Genomic DNA, 15,579 nt, shown 5'->3' on the forward strand with positions numbered 1-15,579 from the left:
GTTTGTCGTAACCTATTCGGGACTGATCGCGCAAGAGGTAGCAAACTCTTGCGGGCGAATCACCGGCAGGCCGTTGGCCCGCGGCTACTTCCCCTACCACATCGCTCAATCCAATGGCGCTTCGGCCAACATCTTCAATGCGTCGAGGCATTCAACCACGGTCTCGCAGCGGGTCTCATTCCACCCTTCGCGACGATGCGAGATGATCGCCAGCTTGAATTGCTCGAACGCTTCTGCCAAATCGTCCGGCAGGTCATCCACATCGACAGGTAAACGCTCGCGTTTGGTCTTGGTGGCTTTGGGGGCATCTTCAAGCTCGCTGGATTCTTCGCCCGCTTCGTCGTAATCCTCTTCGGACCCATCCGATCCACGATTCTCTGCGGATGCTTTTGGTGAAGCGTCTGAACCGGGCGATTGCAACTCCTTGGACTTGGGCGTGAGCGACTCAGTGGCTGTTGAATCGGCCTGCTCATCGCGAAGTTGCTGACCATCTTCCAGCGAGCCTTCGAGCTCTGCCGATGGCTCCTCGGGCTGCTGTTCACCCGGCTTGCCAACAGTTTCCCAGCGCTTGCCGCGCATTTGAGAAATCGACCAACCGTTTTGAATCGCCCCTTCGAGCCACATTTCCGCATCGTCCCAATCGATGGCCGCTTGGAAGTGGCTCCAGAATAGTCCCGGGTACTGCTGGACATTCTCACCGAACTGCTGATACACGCGCCGGAGACGACCCACGTGCTGACTTGTCACACCGCCCACCAATTGGGCCCAGGCTTCGTCGGAATACTCACTAGCCGCGGCGTCGGCGGCGATCAACGCATCACGCCACTCGCTGATGATCTGGCCTTTGTCCCAATTGGTCGTACTGACCAAATTGTTCCACTTACCGATGAAAGGTTGGCTCGGCTCGCTGGAGTCTTCGGTAGCGGCTTCAGCTTCAGCAATGCGATTGGTAGTTTCTGTGGTCTGGGCCATGGGCGGCATGCACTCCTTGCGAAGAGGGGGGAATCCGTAGGGGTAACTCGTAGCTAGAGCGTGTCTTGAAGTGAGTGCAGTACCGAATTCGAACATTTCGCCACGGTGCTTGCACCGCGATGTCTTCGATTCGCTCTAGCGACTCCAAAACGCCTCAAATACGCGACGCGCTGCACTGCATTACATGCACTGCACGGTTAGCGGGGGCGGATTCTAACACGCTAGCAGCGCTGCCGACCACTAGCGCGAAGCACCCAACGATGAGAAAAGCAATCGCCAAGGGAACCACACGCGACAAAACCGCTACGGGCGGAAGTTTCCGTCGTTGAGCTTTCGCAAAAGTCCGGCTGCGCAAAGCCTAGGGCCTGGGGATAACCTGTCGACAAGGACTGCCAAGATTCACTCCGCGTCGAGTCTGTCGAGATTCACCTATTACCGCGCGGGCTGATCCGCCTCAAAGCCGCATGCCTTGTGCGATCCGTCGCAGAACGGCAAGTTCTTCGATTCGCCACAGCGGCACAGCGCATAGGCCGGCTTGTCGGGATCGAGCTTGAACTCATTCCCTTGAGAATCAACAAGCGTAAAAGCGCCTTCGACCAATAGCGGACCATTCGGGCGGGTCGTGATCTTAACATCAGCCATCGGCAGAGTTCCTTCGTGATGAATTGTGCGAATCATTCAGAGAAGTGTTATCAGAGGCTGGCATTTTACGACGAGGCGCAAAAACCCGCTAGCGGTCGATAGGCGACAAGATCGCCTCTAGCCCTAGCGTATTACTCGTGCTCACGAAAATAGAAGAACACCCGCACACGTTTCGGTGCCGGCTTCAGCCCGCTGATCGACGACTTCTCTTCGAGGCCTTCCTGTTCTGCTTGTGCAAGTTCAGCAATCCGGGTGTCTGTGGATTGAGACTTGCGATCTTCACCGGTGCGACGCCACTGTTCGGGGCTCATCTTTAGTCGCATCGCCCAGGAGGCATCCCTCTCGTCGACATCAGTTTCCTGACTCTGCACTCTGCCGATCATGCCTCCGCCTCCGCCACCTCCATAACCACCAGATTCTCCACCGCCATAGCTCCGCCCACCACCATACTCACCCTCGCCATAATCACCGGCGCCCTGTGCACGACTCGAACGCACTCCGCGATGCGACACTCGCCAACTCTTCACCACACGGGCGATCTCCTCAGGCGTTGCTTCCACGAGCAAGCCCTCCGCTTCTGTTGGCACGTCTTTCTTGTCGGATTCTTCGAGTTCCTTCTTTGCGGCAAGTGGCAGGTTTTTTACAGCTAACGGTTCGCTCAGTGCTCTGCTCGATTGGCCTTCCGATTGCCGGGTGTTCGAATTATCCAAGCGAGATAGATCGCGCGGCGACCCGCCCTCTTGCAATCGCAAGAGCTGCTCCCGCGAAGCGACGCGCAGTAAAACACCTTGCCTAGTGAACATCGTTTCCAACCTCGCAAGCGCTTCCTGCGGCTCTCCGTTGTAGGCAAGCTCAACCGCGTCGACAGCTTGGTCTGGTGAGAATCCGTCTTTGGAGAGTCTGCCTTCCGTAGAAGAATCGATATCCACGGGTTCCGATTCCAAGGGCTCATCGACTGCACTCTCTTCCCGCGGCATCGCAGCCAGCTCTAACTCAGCTAAGTCAGAGACATCCGCAAGCTCACCTGCCGCTCCCAGCTCAGCCGTCTCAGGCTGGCCCTGCACTCGCCCCGGTCTTGCCGGCGTGCTCTCGCTGAGCATTCCTTGAGCTTGTGCATTCTGCCTAGCGCTGAAGACTTCAGTGCCAAAGGCCTCATCACCGGCAACCGCTTTGCCGTCGGTAATAGTCCCGCTACGAGCCATCTTTGGAGAAACCGTTTGCGAACGCACGGGAGCAGGTTGTGATGCTGTCGCGGCGGCTAGCTTATCGTCGCTCTCACTATCAGCTTGCATTGATAGCTGGGAGCTCGGCGTGGCTTGAGCCGGCTCTGCTGCTGGTGTCGCTTCTTTCACTTGATCAACCGCGGCAACCGGCTCACGCACTTCACGATCCGGCGATGCAAAGAACATGAGCATCAGCGTCGCAGCAGTCGCCAAACCAGCCCACACAAACCCACGACGACGTCCGGAGGAGTGATGGTCCATCGGCAAGTTCGCGGGCGTTGCCCTCTCGATTTGCTTCTGGCTAATTTGTTCCAGCCCAATTTGATCTAGAACGCGTTGCTTCAAGTCGTACCCCAGCCCCTCGGCAGGCAAGGATTGAACCGTCGAGGAAAGCTGACGCAACTCGTCGAGCGTCTTCCTCGCCGCCGGGTCTCTCTCCAGTCGCGCCTCAACCGCCGCGCGATCCTCGGCCGTCAGTTCGCCATCAAGATAGGCGCTGAGCAATTCGTCGGCGGGTGTGGGATTGTTCGTGTTCAGTGTTCAGTACTCAGTTAATTCACGCTTCGTGTCTCAAAAGTTCGCCGCTTGCGGCTTAGCAGCACCGCCTCATAGTGCCCAACTCCATACCGTTCCCAGCTACCGGCTAAGCCGCAAGCGGCAATTCACCCCTGTCCAATCGGTTCTCCCAACAAGCTGCTAAGCTTCTCTTTCAATTGTAACCGCGCCCGAAAGAGCCGACTGCGCACCGTGCCCACCGGTAGGCCCAAGATTTCGGTGATTTGTTCGTAGCTGCAACTTTCTAGTTCCCGCAGTACGAGAATCTGCCGATGCTCGTCGCCCAGCTGGCCGATCGCAGCATGCACCTGTTCGGTTTGCTCGTCAGAGAGCACCTGCTCCTCGGCACTGGGCTGGTTGTCCACGGGTTCGTCTCCCACATTCTCACGGGCTGCCTCAAGACTGCGTGTCGCCCTGCTCTCTCGATTTTTTCGGTGGCGACGGTGCGAGAGAGCCAGGTTCATGCCCACACGATACAGCCACGTGTAGAACTGCGAGTCACCCCGAAAGGCGTCCAGCTTTACGTAGGCTTGCACGAAGGCGTCCTGAACCAAGTCGGCCGCATCCTCTCGCGAGCCGGCCACTCGCAGCAGCGTGTTGAACAGTCGATCCTGATACTTCTCGACTAGCGGCCCGTAGGCCTGCGTATCGCCCGCTCGCACGGCGGCGATTGCCTGATCGTCTTCAATCGCCGAGTCGTCAGTCAGGCTCGAGTTATCAGTAGGGACTGGATCGCTCACACTGCTCTCAACTGCTGCCGTAGAAGTAGACGTAAAGCGGAATAGAATAGTTCCCCAATACTCATAGGTACTCATAGCATTCTTGTGCCGCCCGCGAGTTGCGTCAAACGGCTCGTTACAAGCGTGTTACGTCTGGATCCACGAAAAACGCCCGCAAGCCAATAATGGCCTGCGGGCGTTCGATTTGTCGTAGCTATTGTCTCGCAAGTCGAGACAGGACTCACCTAGGCGGGGGCGACCGTGACTGCGCACGGACCCTTTTTGCCTTGGCCGATTTCGTAGGTCACTGTTTGACCCTCGGAAAGATCTTCGATGGTGGTGCCCTGAACTTCCGAGTGGTGGAAGAACAGATCGTCACGATCTCCCTCAATGAAACCGAAGCCCTTGTCTGTGATCAACTTCTTAATTCTACCTTCTGGCATTGCTGCACTCCAAATACGTGAAACCGGACACGTGGCCGGGGTCGAAAGAACTGCTAGATGAGACTCTTACGACCCAAAAAAATTAAGGAGCAGGGGGAACTGCACAACTGGGCAACTGTGAATTCCTGATGGCGCGAACCACGAAGAAAGCACGGTAACGCAGAATGCGCACGTGACGGAAAGATCATCCAAGAAGGTGGTAGCCTAACTCTCAAGTCTCTCACTCACTCGTACTCGCTGCTCGTCGCGAACACTCCGCGACTAGCAATAGTGTACGGTCGCCCGCGTCCAAAATCAACTAACGTTGCTGAAAAGAATGCTAGCAGAGCGTTTTCGCACGAGAAAACGCCTGTTTTAAGCTATCTCCCGAGCCAAACCCGGGCCGACATGGGCTAGCCGTCGGGTCGAAGCTTCCAGAGCGTACCACCCGAGCGCTGTCGCATCTCGGCTCAGAAGCATTCACTCGAACACTGCGATTCACCTGAAATAGCTGTCGATGCGTGTTAGACATCAGTATGCTTGGAGAGTCTGCACTGTTTGCAGGCCTCCTATAAGCTACTCCTCTTAGGTTTTTCGGGGTTCGTCATCGTACCTCAATCACTCTATCGTTTTGCCTGATCGCCAGCTCGGGAATAATTGTTTCGGCGCAGTTCAATACCGTGCTGAACATCCCAACCGACCCAAACATTGCCGAATACACGATCATCGGCAATCACACGCAAGTCAATCTCTCCGATGGGGGTGTGATTGAAGAACGCGTGCAAGTGGGGAGTCGCCAAGGGCTCAATGCAAATATCGAAATCAACATCGCGGGAGGAATCGTCGAAGAACGGTTTACCGCCTACAACAAGTCGACGGTGAACATCTCGGGCGGCAACGTCGGAAGCAATACTCACTTCGGGGGCATCAAGCAGGGCAATTTCACGGGGGGGGAACAATCGGCGACTTTCTCGACATCTGGGAAGGCAGCACGGTCGACATGACCGGTGGAGAGGTTGGCTCCAATGCTCGGATTGACTCGCGAAGTACCTTCAACGTGTCGGGCGGATCTATTGCCTACAGCTTAGCAGTGACTTCCGGCGGGCATTTTAATATGAGCGGCACGGCGGTGGTCAACGCTCCGAGAATCATAGGAGGCGCAACGGCTACGGTTACTGGTGGTGTCGTTGCCTCCAGCCTCAATGCCAGTTCCGGTAGTGTGGTCACGCTTTCGGGTGGAGCAATCGGCGGGCGCGCCGATTGCTCTGCTGGTAGCGATGTCACGTTCCAAGGGGCGGAATTCCAACTCAATGGCACCCCAATCGCTGGACTGGTCAGTCCCGGAGACACCACCACGTTGACCGTCCCCGAAGGCTCCCTGTTTTCAGGGACACTCGCCGATGGAACACCGCTTACGGCACAACCGACGCCGCCGATGCAAACAACGACGGCGAGACCAACGGTATCGACCTGCTCGCTTGGCTCGGTCATCGACGCCACGGCAGTGCCGGAACCAACATCGCTATTGCTGTTGAGTTTGGCGAGCGCACTCACAGTGCGCCGCCCTAGGCGCTACCTTACCCGCTAGCCGAAACGCTTACCCCCCCCCCCGTTAGCAGTCGGCTCGGGGGGGGGATGTTGAGCTCGATAAACGCTGAACTGCGACTACTTTGCGACTTCCAGCACCTCGATGTCCCCAAGGTGCTCCACATCTGAAGTACCCGCCACGGCCAGCAGTGCCTTGCCTGGGCCAGGCACTAGCTGGTGGAAGAATCTCGGCTGCTGCAATTCGCCGACAGGTTGCCAAGCTTGGCCCGCGGCATCCAGGCGATAGACGACCCCCTCCAAGCCATTCGCATAGAGCTGGCCGCCCTGATTGATCGCTGTCGTACCGAAACCATCCATACCACTACCAGGGAATTCCGCAAAGTCGCTCACTTGCCCAGTCGCCGGATCGTAGATCGTGACTTTCTGGGTAATGTCATTGTCTTCATTCATACCGCCTATGATCACGAGCTTGCCCTCGTGCTCGCCAACCGAGAGCGCGCGGCGTTTGAGCTTCAGGACTTCCAGGGGACGCCACGAGCCACTTTCTTGGCTGAGGTCATAGGTAAGAATCTCGCCCTGCCATTCGCCGGGTGTTTCGCCTGTAAGATTCCAACCACCCACCACGTACATCGTGCCGTCGATCACCACGACATCGTGAGACGAGCGGGCCGCCGGCAGCGCCGGGAGGTCGGTCCAAGTTTTAGTCTTGGGGTCGTACACTGCAAAGTCAGCCACCGAGTGCAGATCTGCCTCGTCCCCATCAGCATTGCGTGCTTCCAAACCACCGACGCGATAAATCTTGCCGTCGTAGGTAGCTGCTGCTAGTCCTTGCAGGGGGCGCGGACAAGGCAGGTCTTCCCAAGCTGAGCCACCGGATAGATTCAAACGCTGGAAATGGGTCGAGAGTTCTTCACGTGAGTAGCTATGCGCCGCACCGGTATGACCGCTGTACACGTACAACCACCCGTCGCTGACCGCGGCCCCGAAGCTCGTGACGGGCTCAGCAACCGGCGGATAGGCAGAATGGGTGTTGGCAGCCGCGGAAGTCGCCGCTTCTCGCGGTTCCGTGTTGCCCTCTTTATTGGTGTGCATGAACGTGATCGTCGCATAGTGCGACTCGTTGTTGTAGGGCTCGCCGTCAACGGTTCCTTCCTTATCAACTTCGTGCCCCACAATCGCCGCGATCTGCGTCTCACCACCACCGGTAACCGGTGGCGGGAACCACGCCTCGCCATCGCGGTCGCTCTTGCTCTTTTCAGACTCACCATCGCCCACCATCAACGTCGCTTCCACTCCTTCGAGCGGCTTGCCCTGCCAAAGAACCGTCAAACAGAGCCCTCGCTGGCTAACACTAGGGATCACTTCCAACCCGGCTTGCGGCTTAGCGGCGCTGACTTTCTGCTTCGAGCCCTTCTGTTCTGAGGGCTCCTGCGTAAGTCGTGGCGGATCTGTCGCCACCTGCCCTGCGTGGTAGGCGTAATACTTCAGCAGGGTCCCATGATAGTTCCCATAAGTCAGGCTTGTCGCAAGCGTCGCCCGCGGGTTAACTGGCTCCGCGGAACGCCGGCCAATGAAGTCCTCCTCGTCAACTTCCACGAGCTTTACGTCGGCATGCTTCTTGCCCTCTGTGAGTGCGTTCACCTTTGCCTTGAGCAACGATTCAGGCAACTTGTAAGCCCGCTCATCGGGGCTCTCTCCGAAGAACAGCAAGGCACGATTCTCGCTATCAGTCGTGACCCAAGCAAAGTGGGCTAAGCAGCTTTGCGAAGTTCCAAAAAGCAGCAGGGCTATCAGTGACTTGAATAAGAAGTTCGGTTTCATAACAGTTATTCCTTCATGCAATTGTTAGCCGACGAGCTTGCTCGCCGTGTGGTCTCTTCTTCTTGTAAGTGTTCGCCACTATTCACAGCGAATGATTGACTTCCTCGCCAGCCCGCGTCACGAGCGCTGCTCGCACGTCGGGATCGGAATCGTCGACAATAAAAAGCACCGATCCGTCGAGCTTCACAAATTGCACGCCGCCGGAATGATCGCTACGAAACGACCGGCTATTGGCGGTAGGAACGTAGTGCTCGCTGTCGTTAAACAGAATGGGCGCGCGGGCTGCTAGATAGCCAGAGCCTTGCGCCCAGTAGCCCTCCGCCCAAGCGAAACTGGTGCGCCTGCCAGGCGAGGCTGGCTCGTCGGTACTTGCCAGCGGCTCATGGTCGAGAAACGCGTAGTTGATCTCGCCAGCCAACAGGGTGTTGCTCGCCCCGTCGATCACGTTGCGAAGCTGCAATCGGTAGCGATCGCCACTCACATTATCGAACGCCCCGTTGTTGATCGCCGGTTGGTTGTCCGTGCGCGTCGAAATCAAGTAGCTCCCCATACCGAGGGTCTGTCCGAGCCGTGCGGTACCGGGACGCTGCATCGAGGGACAAACGTAGACATCAATAGTGCCGGTCGTCACGTCAATATTCGCTGGATCGTTAATCGGCTTTGTGAGATCGTAGGTTGCGAATCGAGCACCCTGCTCCAAATACGGCAGCAATAACACGAGCGTGCTACCGAGAGTTTCGTATTGCGTCCCCAGTTTCGGCGGTGGCAGCGTCCCGTGCGACGATTCGTAACTGAGCGTGGCGAGGCCAACTTGCTTCAGATTATTCTGGCAATTCACCCGCCGTGCCGCTTCCCTGGCCGCCTGCACTGCTGGAAGCAGTAGCCCCACCAGCACGCCAAGAATCGCAATCACGACGAGCAGTTCAACGAGGGTAAAGCCGCTTCGCGAACGTCCGTTAGCCGATGTCTCTGATTGCACGTGGCTTGATCGCCGCGAGCTATGCCGACCACTCGATAATAACCCCGCTATGATTGTCATCGACATGAGAGTGCTTGGTTCAGGTACCGCGGAGAAGCTAACAGTGCTGGAAGTACCATATCCACTATGCCAATCGCTTAGTGCATCGCCGCCAAGTTCATCGCGCTGCCAATTGAGAAAGTCTGCCCCATCGACAACCTCGTTCCCATCAAAGTCGCCTGGCAATCCCTCGCTGATCGTGAAATCAATCGCCAGAGTCGCTGCCTCGCCGTTGGGGAAGACTATTTGGTTGAAGGGAGTCTGCGATTCCTTCATGTACCATTGGGGGAAACCCCCGCTGCCGCCATATTGATCTGTCGGATGCAACGAAGAGAGGAACAGCCCCAGTACCCCTTCTGACAAACCTTGCTGAACGTACTCAGTAACACCCGGCAATGTGAGATCCAGCTCGAATGAGAACGTCGCTTCGTCGGGAATGGTTTCCCCGGGTAGCAAATCTGCCGTGTCAGCGGCGTTGCGCGCTGTTCCCACGGCCCAAGGCATTACCTCGAAAGGATCGGTCGTCTCTCCGGGAGCGGTCGCACTGAATCCGCCGGTGATGTTTGAATTCACGTCAATCACGCCGCCGCTTCCGTCTCCGACGATTGGGTAGGCGACATAGGAATTGCCGGGACCACTATGAATGGCTTGACCGTTCGACTCCTCAAGCCGTTGGCCGCCCTGACCGGAACCACCTGCGCTTGTCCCCAGATCGAACCCCTCATAGCCGGCACGGAAGCCGACGCCGAACAGTTCGACAGCTTGCTGAGAATCAAGCGTGCTATTCTGGAAGTTGGCTAAATAGCTCGTCGGAGTCGCTGGTGTGTCGCTGTAGAGCGTGCCACTGGATTGCATTTTGGCGGTGAAAGTGACCGAATTAATTTGGTAAGCACTCGGTGCAAGGCCCGCAGTGACTTCCTCGGTCGTTTCAAAAGCAAACAGCACGGCACTTTGCCGCGCAGGGAAATCCGCCTCGCGATGTAGAAACATGCCGGTTTGGCTATCCACTTCAAAGCCACCACTAAACGACGAGGCTTGAGCTCTCGTAGCGGGCGACCCTCCCGAAAGGTAGGTCCACATATCGAGATCGGGCTGATCCCAAGTCGCGACCTCGGCACGAGCAAACTCAGCGCTGAGCACCAAGCTACCCACCGTCAGCCATAACAGAAACGTGCCGATGATCAGGCCCAGCAGCGCGGCAAAACGCCGACTGGGTTGCGATGGTCGGTTCGGAGTATTTGGAGTACGCATGAGGTATCTCCCGGTCACCTTTTTGTAGTCACTTTTTTGTGATTCGAATAAAGCCAAGGGCCGAGCGAGACAGCGAAGCAACTCGCTCGACCTGGCAAATTCATTTCCATTACTTCTTACGACGTGCCCAGCACAACCCGAGACTAAGCAACGAGGCTAACGCTACGCTGCTGGGCTCAGGGACTGCCACTGAGACGTTATCTAAGTCAATCGTGATCGGCTGCGTGCTCGTCTCAAATCCAACAGGCACACTCATTGAGACCTGCACATGGCCGACATTGGAGAAAACCGTTTCGTGATCGGAACCTTCATAAGTAACAATCGAAGGGCTCCCTGCGCTAAATTCGAATGTCAAATCAGTCCACACGTTCGGTAGTACGGGAGCGCCGAAAGTTACGGACGTAGCGCCAGGGAAATTCCCAGGTCCTGAAGCACGTGCCGAGAAACTCACTGGGACTGGAGCATTGTGACGTACAGAGTATTTCAGCTGCGTATAACCGAGTTCGCGCCAATTTCCAACAAAGGCATTTCCGCTCGAATTGAATTCGTCTTGAGCGCGAAAGGTGACCGAACTTCCACCCGCAATCTCCTCAAAGGTGCGTTGCGTAGTCACATAGCCACTGTCGAGGACCCCGCCGGTGGGAACATGTGTGACAAAATCGTCTGCAGCGGAGTTCGCCCAACTTGCGTTATTGGTGTCGAAGGTTTCCGTAAAGACAATCTCTCCTGCGGAGACCGGTAGTGCGAAAGCGCAGGCAATTAGGCCGGCAGACAAAAGGTTCCAACTTCTCATCAGTCACTCCTCACAAATAAATGGGATGGCATCCACACGCGCGAATGCCCAGAAAAACCTTTAGCTGGCGAGTGACCGATCCGTGTTTTCTGAGCGAGAAGTTTGCTCTAAACAACGGCCTGGCTGGCGGGAAGGCTACTTGATATCAAGTCTCAGTAGCAATAGAATAACGCTCCGCTGACCGGCCACAAGTGCCATTTCAGCGTTTTCACAAATAAATATGCGTCAATTCGTTTCGAGCGAAGATATGCCCAATTCTAGAAGAGGCGATGAGCACAAAGCAGCCCCTGCGAAACGAGAACGGGCAGGGATCGAGACGCCATCGAATGTTCGAACACTCGACGCTACAGACCTATTCTGTGGCCAAAAACAGGTCGTCATCCGCCACGCCGGCGAGGACTATCGCCTCATCGTCACCAGAAACAACCGGCTCATATTGCAGAAGTGAAACGGCTGGCTAGATCACAAGCGTCGCGAGCCGAGATGCGTTAGTAGTCGGGTTGCGCACTCTCGCGCTTCCCCCCGACTACTAAAGCATGTCGGCTCGGGGGGAGACTTCTGTGTTTCGAAACTAGCTAGCGCTGAGAACCTGCACCACGCTTCGCAACGCTCGTCTCCTGCCCACCACTGGCAAGATACGCAAACAGGTCACCCACTTCTTCGAGCGTGAGTTTGTTGAGCAAGCCCGTCGGCATCGCACTCTGATCACTCGAGCTGATATCTTCGATTTCCGCGTGGGCGAACTCCTTTACCTGGCCAGACTGCGTGAGCATCTTCACGCCGGCGCGTCCTTGTGAGGCAACAATGCCCACGTAGGTTTTACCACTGGCAGTAACGACTTTGCTCGCGTACTGGTCAGAGATCACGTGCGAGGGGTACACGATCGATTCGAGGATCTCCTTGCGCTGGAAACGCCTAGCTACGCTCGTAAGATCAGGCCCCATCGACTCCCCATTGGTACCCATGCGATGACATGCGGCGCATTGCGCCTTGCCAAACACCCCATGGCCACGCGTGGCATCGCCACTACGGCCACTACCAGAGTCCAAATACGTAAGCAGCTCGTTGTAGCTCCACTTATCGCGTCCTGCATCAACCGGCAACCGCGCCGGTTGCGCATCTGGGTACCTAGCCGCATACCAAGCTTGCCATCCAGCGAGTTGCCTAGAACCGCCAGCACTACCGATGTCGTCACCCGCACGACTGGCCTCTTCGCCAGTCCAAAACTCCAACAACTTGTTCACCTTACGAGCCACCTTCGGCTCGCCGCGCAGACCCACGAGAATCAAGCTGCGGTAGTGTTCCGCCTCACTAGGACGCTGCCGAACTCTCGTGAGCGCGTCGAGCACTTCCTCAGCCGGTGCGCCTTCGACAATCTTCAACGCATCAACGAGGAACGACCAATTCGCGTCAGTCGGCTGTTGCGTGAGACTCATCGCGACCGTCTCGCGATAGTCCGGCTCGTTTACGTAGATTTCATGCAGATGCTCGTGCGAAGCCGTCTCCTCGGTTTGCCCTAACACGGCAATGAGTCCCACGCGCAGGCGGCGTTGGGCATCGCTATTCTTACACAGTGGCTTCACGCGCGAGTCTAGCTCTCGCAGTACAGCCAGCATTTCGGCACCCGGTTCCTTGGGCAGCTTGGCGAGTACCGACAACGCGGACGCAGGCCAACGTTCGCCCGATTGCAGCAAGTGCTGGCGTTCGGCAAGCGAGAGCTGCGTGAAGAAATCACGCGCGAACTGCTCAACGTAAGCCGCCACGCTATAACCACCTTCCACGCTACGCGCCTGCTCATAATAGTTCAACAATGCGAGCTTCGCATCACGATCCCAGCCTGTGTGCAGACGAGCGGCATACGCGGCTATCTGCATTTTTTCGACAATCGCAATGTCTTCTCGTGCCAATTCCGTCGTGAACTTTGCTGCCGCCTCGTGTGATTGCAAGTGAACGAGCAATCGCACCAACTCGCGATTCACCATCGTGTTCTCAGTAGGGTAAAGATCTGCGAGTTGGTCGGTCAGTGGGACAACCGTCTTGCGATCGACTTCTCCGTGAATCAGCGCCAACTGAACCACTCGTAGTAGTTCCAGCGATGGTTCATCGGCTTCGTTGAGGATCTCTTCGCAACGTGCGAGCACTGCCCGCGCTGTGGCCTCGTGGCGCTCGATGGTCAAGAGGGCTACCGAACCGTTGAGGAAGAGCTGGTCGTTTCCAGAGGTGAGCACCGTGCGGGCCCATGCCTCTACCGGCATTTTTTCCAATAGTCGCCGCGCGGCAAACGCGACAAAGCGGTCGTCATCAGCCAGCAATGGCAGCACGGCTTTCGCATCAGGCAGTTCGCCTCGACGCATGAAGGATTCACAAGCTAACCGACGCACGAGCGCATCCTTGTCCGCGAGCATGTCGGCAAGTTGCCCTCGCACATTCACGGCGTCGCTAGCGTACATCAGTCGAGCCGCTTTGGCGCGGATGGCCGGCTGTGGGTCGGTCGCTATTTTCATTAGCAGCGCATCATCGGGGCGCGGGCCGAAGGTGATCAGTAGATCAACCGCGCGAATGCGATCGCGCACCGATTGGTTCGTATCGCCCACGATGGCTTGCAACTCAGTAGCCCAGGCGGCACCCAGCTTGCGCTTCACACCGGCAATTTTTCCGCGTGCCCAGTCGGCATCGAATTGCGGTTGGCGAATCGCACGCTGGATTCCCGTGCCAAGGTTGGCCAGCTCAGAAGTTTCCTTGCCTGTGTAGCGAACCCGATACACGCCGCCATCAGTGCCTCGCCCGCCAGTGCAAAAGTACAACGCTCCGTCTGGTCCCACGGCAATGTCCGTGGCGTTCAGCGGACGACCTTCGATGAATACTTCCTTCTTGCCGCGGAAACTGGCCCCATCACGCTCAAACGTCACACTGTAGATCTTACCTGTCGCCCAATCGCAAGCGAACATCGCGCCGTGATACTTCTCAGGGAATGCAAACGAATCGTAGAACTCTACGCCTGTCGGAGAGCCCGCACCCAGTTCCACCGCGGCGGGCAGACTATCTAAATAATACTCTGGCCATTTCGCCCAGCCACTGCGCCAGCCCATTTCAGCACCGGCGGTAACGTGATTGATGCGAGTCGGGCGATACCAGGGAGCTCCGCGGTCCCATTCCATGTCCGCATCGTAGGTAAACAGTTCGCCTTGGGCATCGAAGGCAAAATCGTAGGCATTGCGCAAACCACCAGCCACCAGCTCGACAAAACTACCGTTCGCATCGGTGCGAAACACCGTGCCGCCTGGCGCGGGGATTCCCACAGCATGCCCCTGAGGGTCTTCATAGCGAGGACGTACAAGATCCCCTTCGTACCAACTGTGATACGCACTGCGACCCACCGGTGTGGCATCCACGCGGGCATGATCGCCGATCACGACGTAGAGCATGCCATCGGGACCAAGTCGCACGGCATGCGCACCATGCTCGCCGCGCGAGCCTTTGAAACCTACCAGCTTGGTAATTTCGTCGGCTGTGCCGTCGCGATCAGAATCGCGCAACCGATAAAGCGCCGGTCCCTCAGGACCACTACCCACGGCAAACACGCGGCTGCCCAAAGCCACAATGCCCTGGGTATTCATCAGCTCGTCGCAAAACGTGGTCACTTCATCATGCACGCCGTTGCCGTCGGTATCGGTGAGCTTCAGCAGGTGGCCCCCTTCTTGCGAGGCATAAATATTACCGCGGGAGTCGAAGGTCATGGCGATCAGCGAGCCAACTGCTTCGTCGCGCATCAGCCGCTCAACGGCAAACTCGCGGTCCACGGTAAACCGTGCACCTTGCCCGGCGATGACCACTTCGTCGCCCCATGGGAGCGTCGCTCCCAGCGGGCCGAAACTAGTAGCGTCAAGCCAGTCGGCATCGCGGAATTCTCTCAGCCGCCAACCTTGAAAGCGTCGCACGCTCGTCTTCCAGGTGTTGTCAGTGGAAAAGCTCTTGTAAGTTCCCGCCTTTTCTTTAATCAGCAAGCGGGCGACAAGTCCGGCCGCGTTGCCGTCGGTATTCGAAACACGAATCGCTATGGTGTGCGTATCGCCACTTCCGGTGTAACGTTTGATGTCGTGTACCTGCATCTGTCGCCAGTCGGTTCCAGTGGCAACTGGTTCGCCATTGATGAACAGCTCGAAGGCGTTGTCCGCGGCGATTTGGATTTCCGCAATCTCAATCGGACCCGTCGTGAACGTCTTGCGAAAGTAGCAATCGCCTTGGGGCGCTTCATTCTTCTTGTGCGCCGGCGACCAAATCCATTCCGCGTCGAATCCGATCTGCTCCTGGAGCTTCTCGACCTGGGCTTTCTCCTGCAGAGCTTTGGTCGTGACTTCGACCACCTGCGCATGAGCCAGTGCTGGTAAGCTTGCCAGAAACAGCAAAAAAGCGAGAACGGAGAGAACCTGACTGGGTCTTGGACTGGGTATCTGATTAGGAACCGCCTGCATGGCAATCTCGCTGCGTACGCTGTGTGGGTAAGTATAGTTGCGTCGAGAGCATAACAGCGTAGCGTGGAGAGCGACAACAGAAGTTAAGGTGCTAGCAGCGATAGGAATTGGCCACGAGCTAACAGTCCCCCCAAACGTCTTTC

At 57.0% G+C, this 15,579-nt stretch carries 12 protein-coding genes; 3 read left to right on the plus strand and 9 right to left on the minus strand.

The genetic code is table 11. The annotated features are described in order from the left end of the window. Positions 1 to 105: 105 nt before the first annotated feature. From HG15A2_RS22355 to HG15A2_RS22375, 5 genes are all read right to left on the minus strand, one after another. Complete coding sequence (locus tag HG15A2_RS22355) at positions 106 to 972, minus strand: hypothetical protein (RefSeq protein WP_145063493.1); 867 nt, start codon at positions 970 to 972, stop codon at positions 106 to 108. A gap of 432 nt (positions 973 to 1,404) precedes the next feature. Continuing rightward, positions 1,405 to 1,614, minus strand: coding sequence for a CDGSH iron-sulfur domain-containing protein (locus HG15A2_RS22360; RefSeq protein WP_218932182.1), 210 nt, complete (start codon positions 1,612 to 1,614; stop codon positions 1,405 to 1,407). A gap of 131 nt (positions 1,615 to 1,745) precedes the next feature. After that, a complete protein-coding gene (locus HG15A2_RS22365) occupies positions 1,746 to 3,341 on the minus strand; it encodes an anti-sigma factor (protein WP_145063497.1) in 1,596 nt (531 codons plus the stop codon). Positions 3,342 to 3,499: 158 nt separating this feature from the next. Further along, on the minus strand, positions 3,500 to 4,207 hold the full coding sequence (locus tag HG15A2_RS22370; protein WP_145063499.1) for an RNA polymerase sigma factor: 708 nt from the start codon (positions 4,205 to 4,207) through the stop codon (positions 3,500 to 3,502). A 149-nt stretch (positions 4,208 to 4,356) separates the two neighbouring features. Beyond that, positions 4,357 to 4,554, minus strand: coding sequence for a cold-shock protein (locus HG15A2_RS22375; protein WP_145063501.1), 198 nt, complete (start codon positions 4,552 to 4,554; stop codon positions 4,357 to 4,359). Between the two features lie 659 nt (positions 4,555 to 5,213). Here HG15A2_RS22375 and HG15A2_RS22380 point away from each other — a divergent pair. Both HG15A2_RS22380 and HG15A2_RS22385 read left to right on the plus strand, forming a co-directional pair. Beyond that, positions 5,214 to 5,537 carry a hypothetical protein gene (locus tag HG15A2_RS22380; protein WP_145063503.1) on the plus strand — a complete coding sequence of 108 codons (324 nt, stop codon included), beginning with the start codon at positions 5,214 to 5,216 and terminating at the stop codon, positions 5,535 to 5,537. Positions 5,538 to 5,590: 53 nt separating this feature from the next. Further along, complete coding sequence (locus HG15A2_RS22385; RefSeq protein WP_218932183.1) at positions 5,591 to 6,121, plus strand: PEP-CTERM sorting domain-containing protein; 531 nt, start codon at positions 5,591 to 5,593, stop codon at positions 6,119 to 6,121. Positions 6,122 to 6,198: 77 nt separating this feature from the next. On the opposite strand, the gene HG15A2_RS22390 is transcribed toward HG15A2_RS22385, so the two are convergent. The 3 genes from HG15A2_RS22390 to HG15A2_RS22400 form a co-directional block, all read right to left on the minus strand. Then, positions 6,199 to 7,902, minus strand: coding sequence for a kelch repeat domain-containing protein (locus HG15A2_RS22390; protein ID WP_145063507.1), 1,704 nt, complete (start codon positions 7,900 to 7,902; stop codon positions 6,199 to 6,201). Between the two features lie 82 nt (positions 7,903 to 7,984). After that, on the minus strand, positions 7,985 to 10,171 hold the full coding sequence (locus tag HG15A2_RS22395; RefSeq protein ID WP_145063509.1) for a DUF1559 domain-containing protein: 2,187 nt from the start codon (positions 10,169 to 10,171) through the stop codon (positions 7,985 to 7,987). Between the two features lie 109 nt (positions 10,172 to 10,280). After that, on the minus strand, positions 10,281 to 10,964 hold the full coding sequence (locus HG15A2_RS22400; RefSeq protein WP_145063511.1) for a PEP-CTERM sorting domain-containing protein: 684 nt from the start codon (positions 10,962 to 10,964) through the stop codon (positions 10,281 to 10,283). Positions 10,965 to 11,211: 247 nt separating this feature from the next. On the opposite strand from HG15A2_RS22400, the gene hemP reads away from it, so the two are divergent. Continuing rightward, entirely contained in the window at positions 11,212 to 11,412 is a 201-nt protein-coding gene (gene hemP, locus HG15A2_RS22405; RefSeq protein WP_145063513.1) for a hemin uptake protein HemP, read from the plus strand. A gap of 127 nt (positions 11,413 to 11,539) precedes the next feature. On the opposite strand, the gene HG15A2_RS22410 is transcribed toward hemP, so the two are convergent. Further along, positions 11,540 to 15,436, minus strand: a complete 3,897-nt coding sequence (locus tag HG15A2_RS22410) for a DUF7133 domain-containing protein (RefSeq protein WP_145063515.1) — start codon at positions 15,434 to 15,436, stop codon at positions 11,540 to 11,542. Between the last annotated feature and the right edge of the window lie 143 nt (positions 15,437 to 15,579).

The sequence above is a fragment of the Adhaeretor mobilis genome (genome assembly GCF_007741515.1).
In the GTDB taxonomy this organism is placed as follows: domain Bacteria; phylum Planctomycetota; class Planctomycetia; order Pirellulales; family Lacipirellulaceae; genus Adhaeretor; species Adhaeretor mobilis.

Excerpts from the sequence above, each read along its gene's own strand:
- HG15A2_RS22375 (WP_145063501.1), bottom strand. The coding sequence starts at position 4,554 with ATGCCAGAAGGTAGAATTAAGAAGTTGATCACAGACAAGGGCTTCGGT.
- hemP (WP_145063513.1), top strand. The coding sequence starts at position 11,212 with ATGCCCAATTCTAGAAGAGGCGATGAGCACAAAGCAGCCCCTGCGAAA.
- HG15A2_RS22410 (WP_145063515.1), bottom strand. The coding sequence starts at position 15,436 with ATGCAGGCGGTTCCTAATCAGATACCCAGTCCAAGACCCAGTCAGGTT.
- HG15A2_RS22355 (WP_145063493.1), bottom strand. The coding sequence starts at position 972 with ATGGCCCAGACCACAGAAACTACCAATCGCATTGCTGAAGCTGAAGCC.
- HG15A2_RS22360 (WP_218932182.1), bottom strand. The coding sequence starts at position 1,614 with ATGGCTGATGTTAAGATCACGACCCGCCCGAATGGTCCGCTATTGGTC.
- HG15A2_RS22400 (WP_145063511.1), bottom strand. The coding sequence starts at position 10,964 with ATGAGAAGTTGGAACCTTTTGTCTGCCGGCCTAATTGCCTGCGCTTTC.
- HG15A2_RS22395 (WP_145063509.1), bottom strand. The coding sequence starts at position 10,171 with ATGCGTACTCCAAATACTCCGAACCGACCATCGCAACCCAGTCGGCGT.
- HG15A2_RS22390 (WP_145063507.1), bottom strand. The coding sequence starts at position 7,902 with ATGAAACCGAACTTCTTATTCAAGTCACTGATAGCCCTGCTGCTTTTT.
- HG15A2_RS22370 (WP_145063499.1), bottom strand. The coding sequence starts at position 4,207 with ATGAGTACCTATGAGTATTGGGGAACTATTCTATTCCGCTTTACGTCT.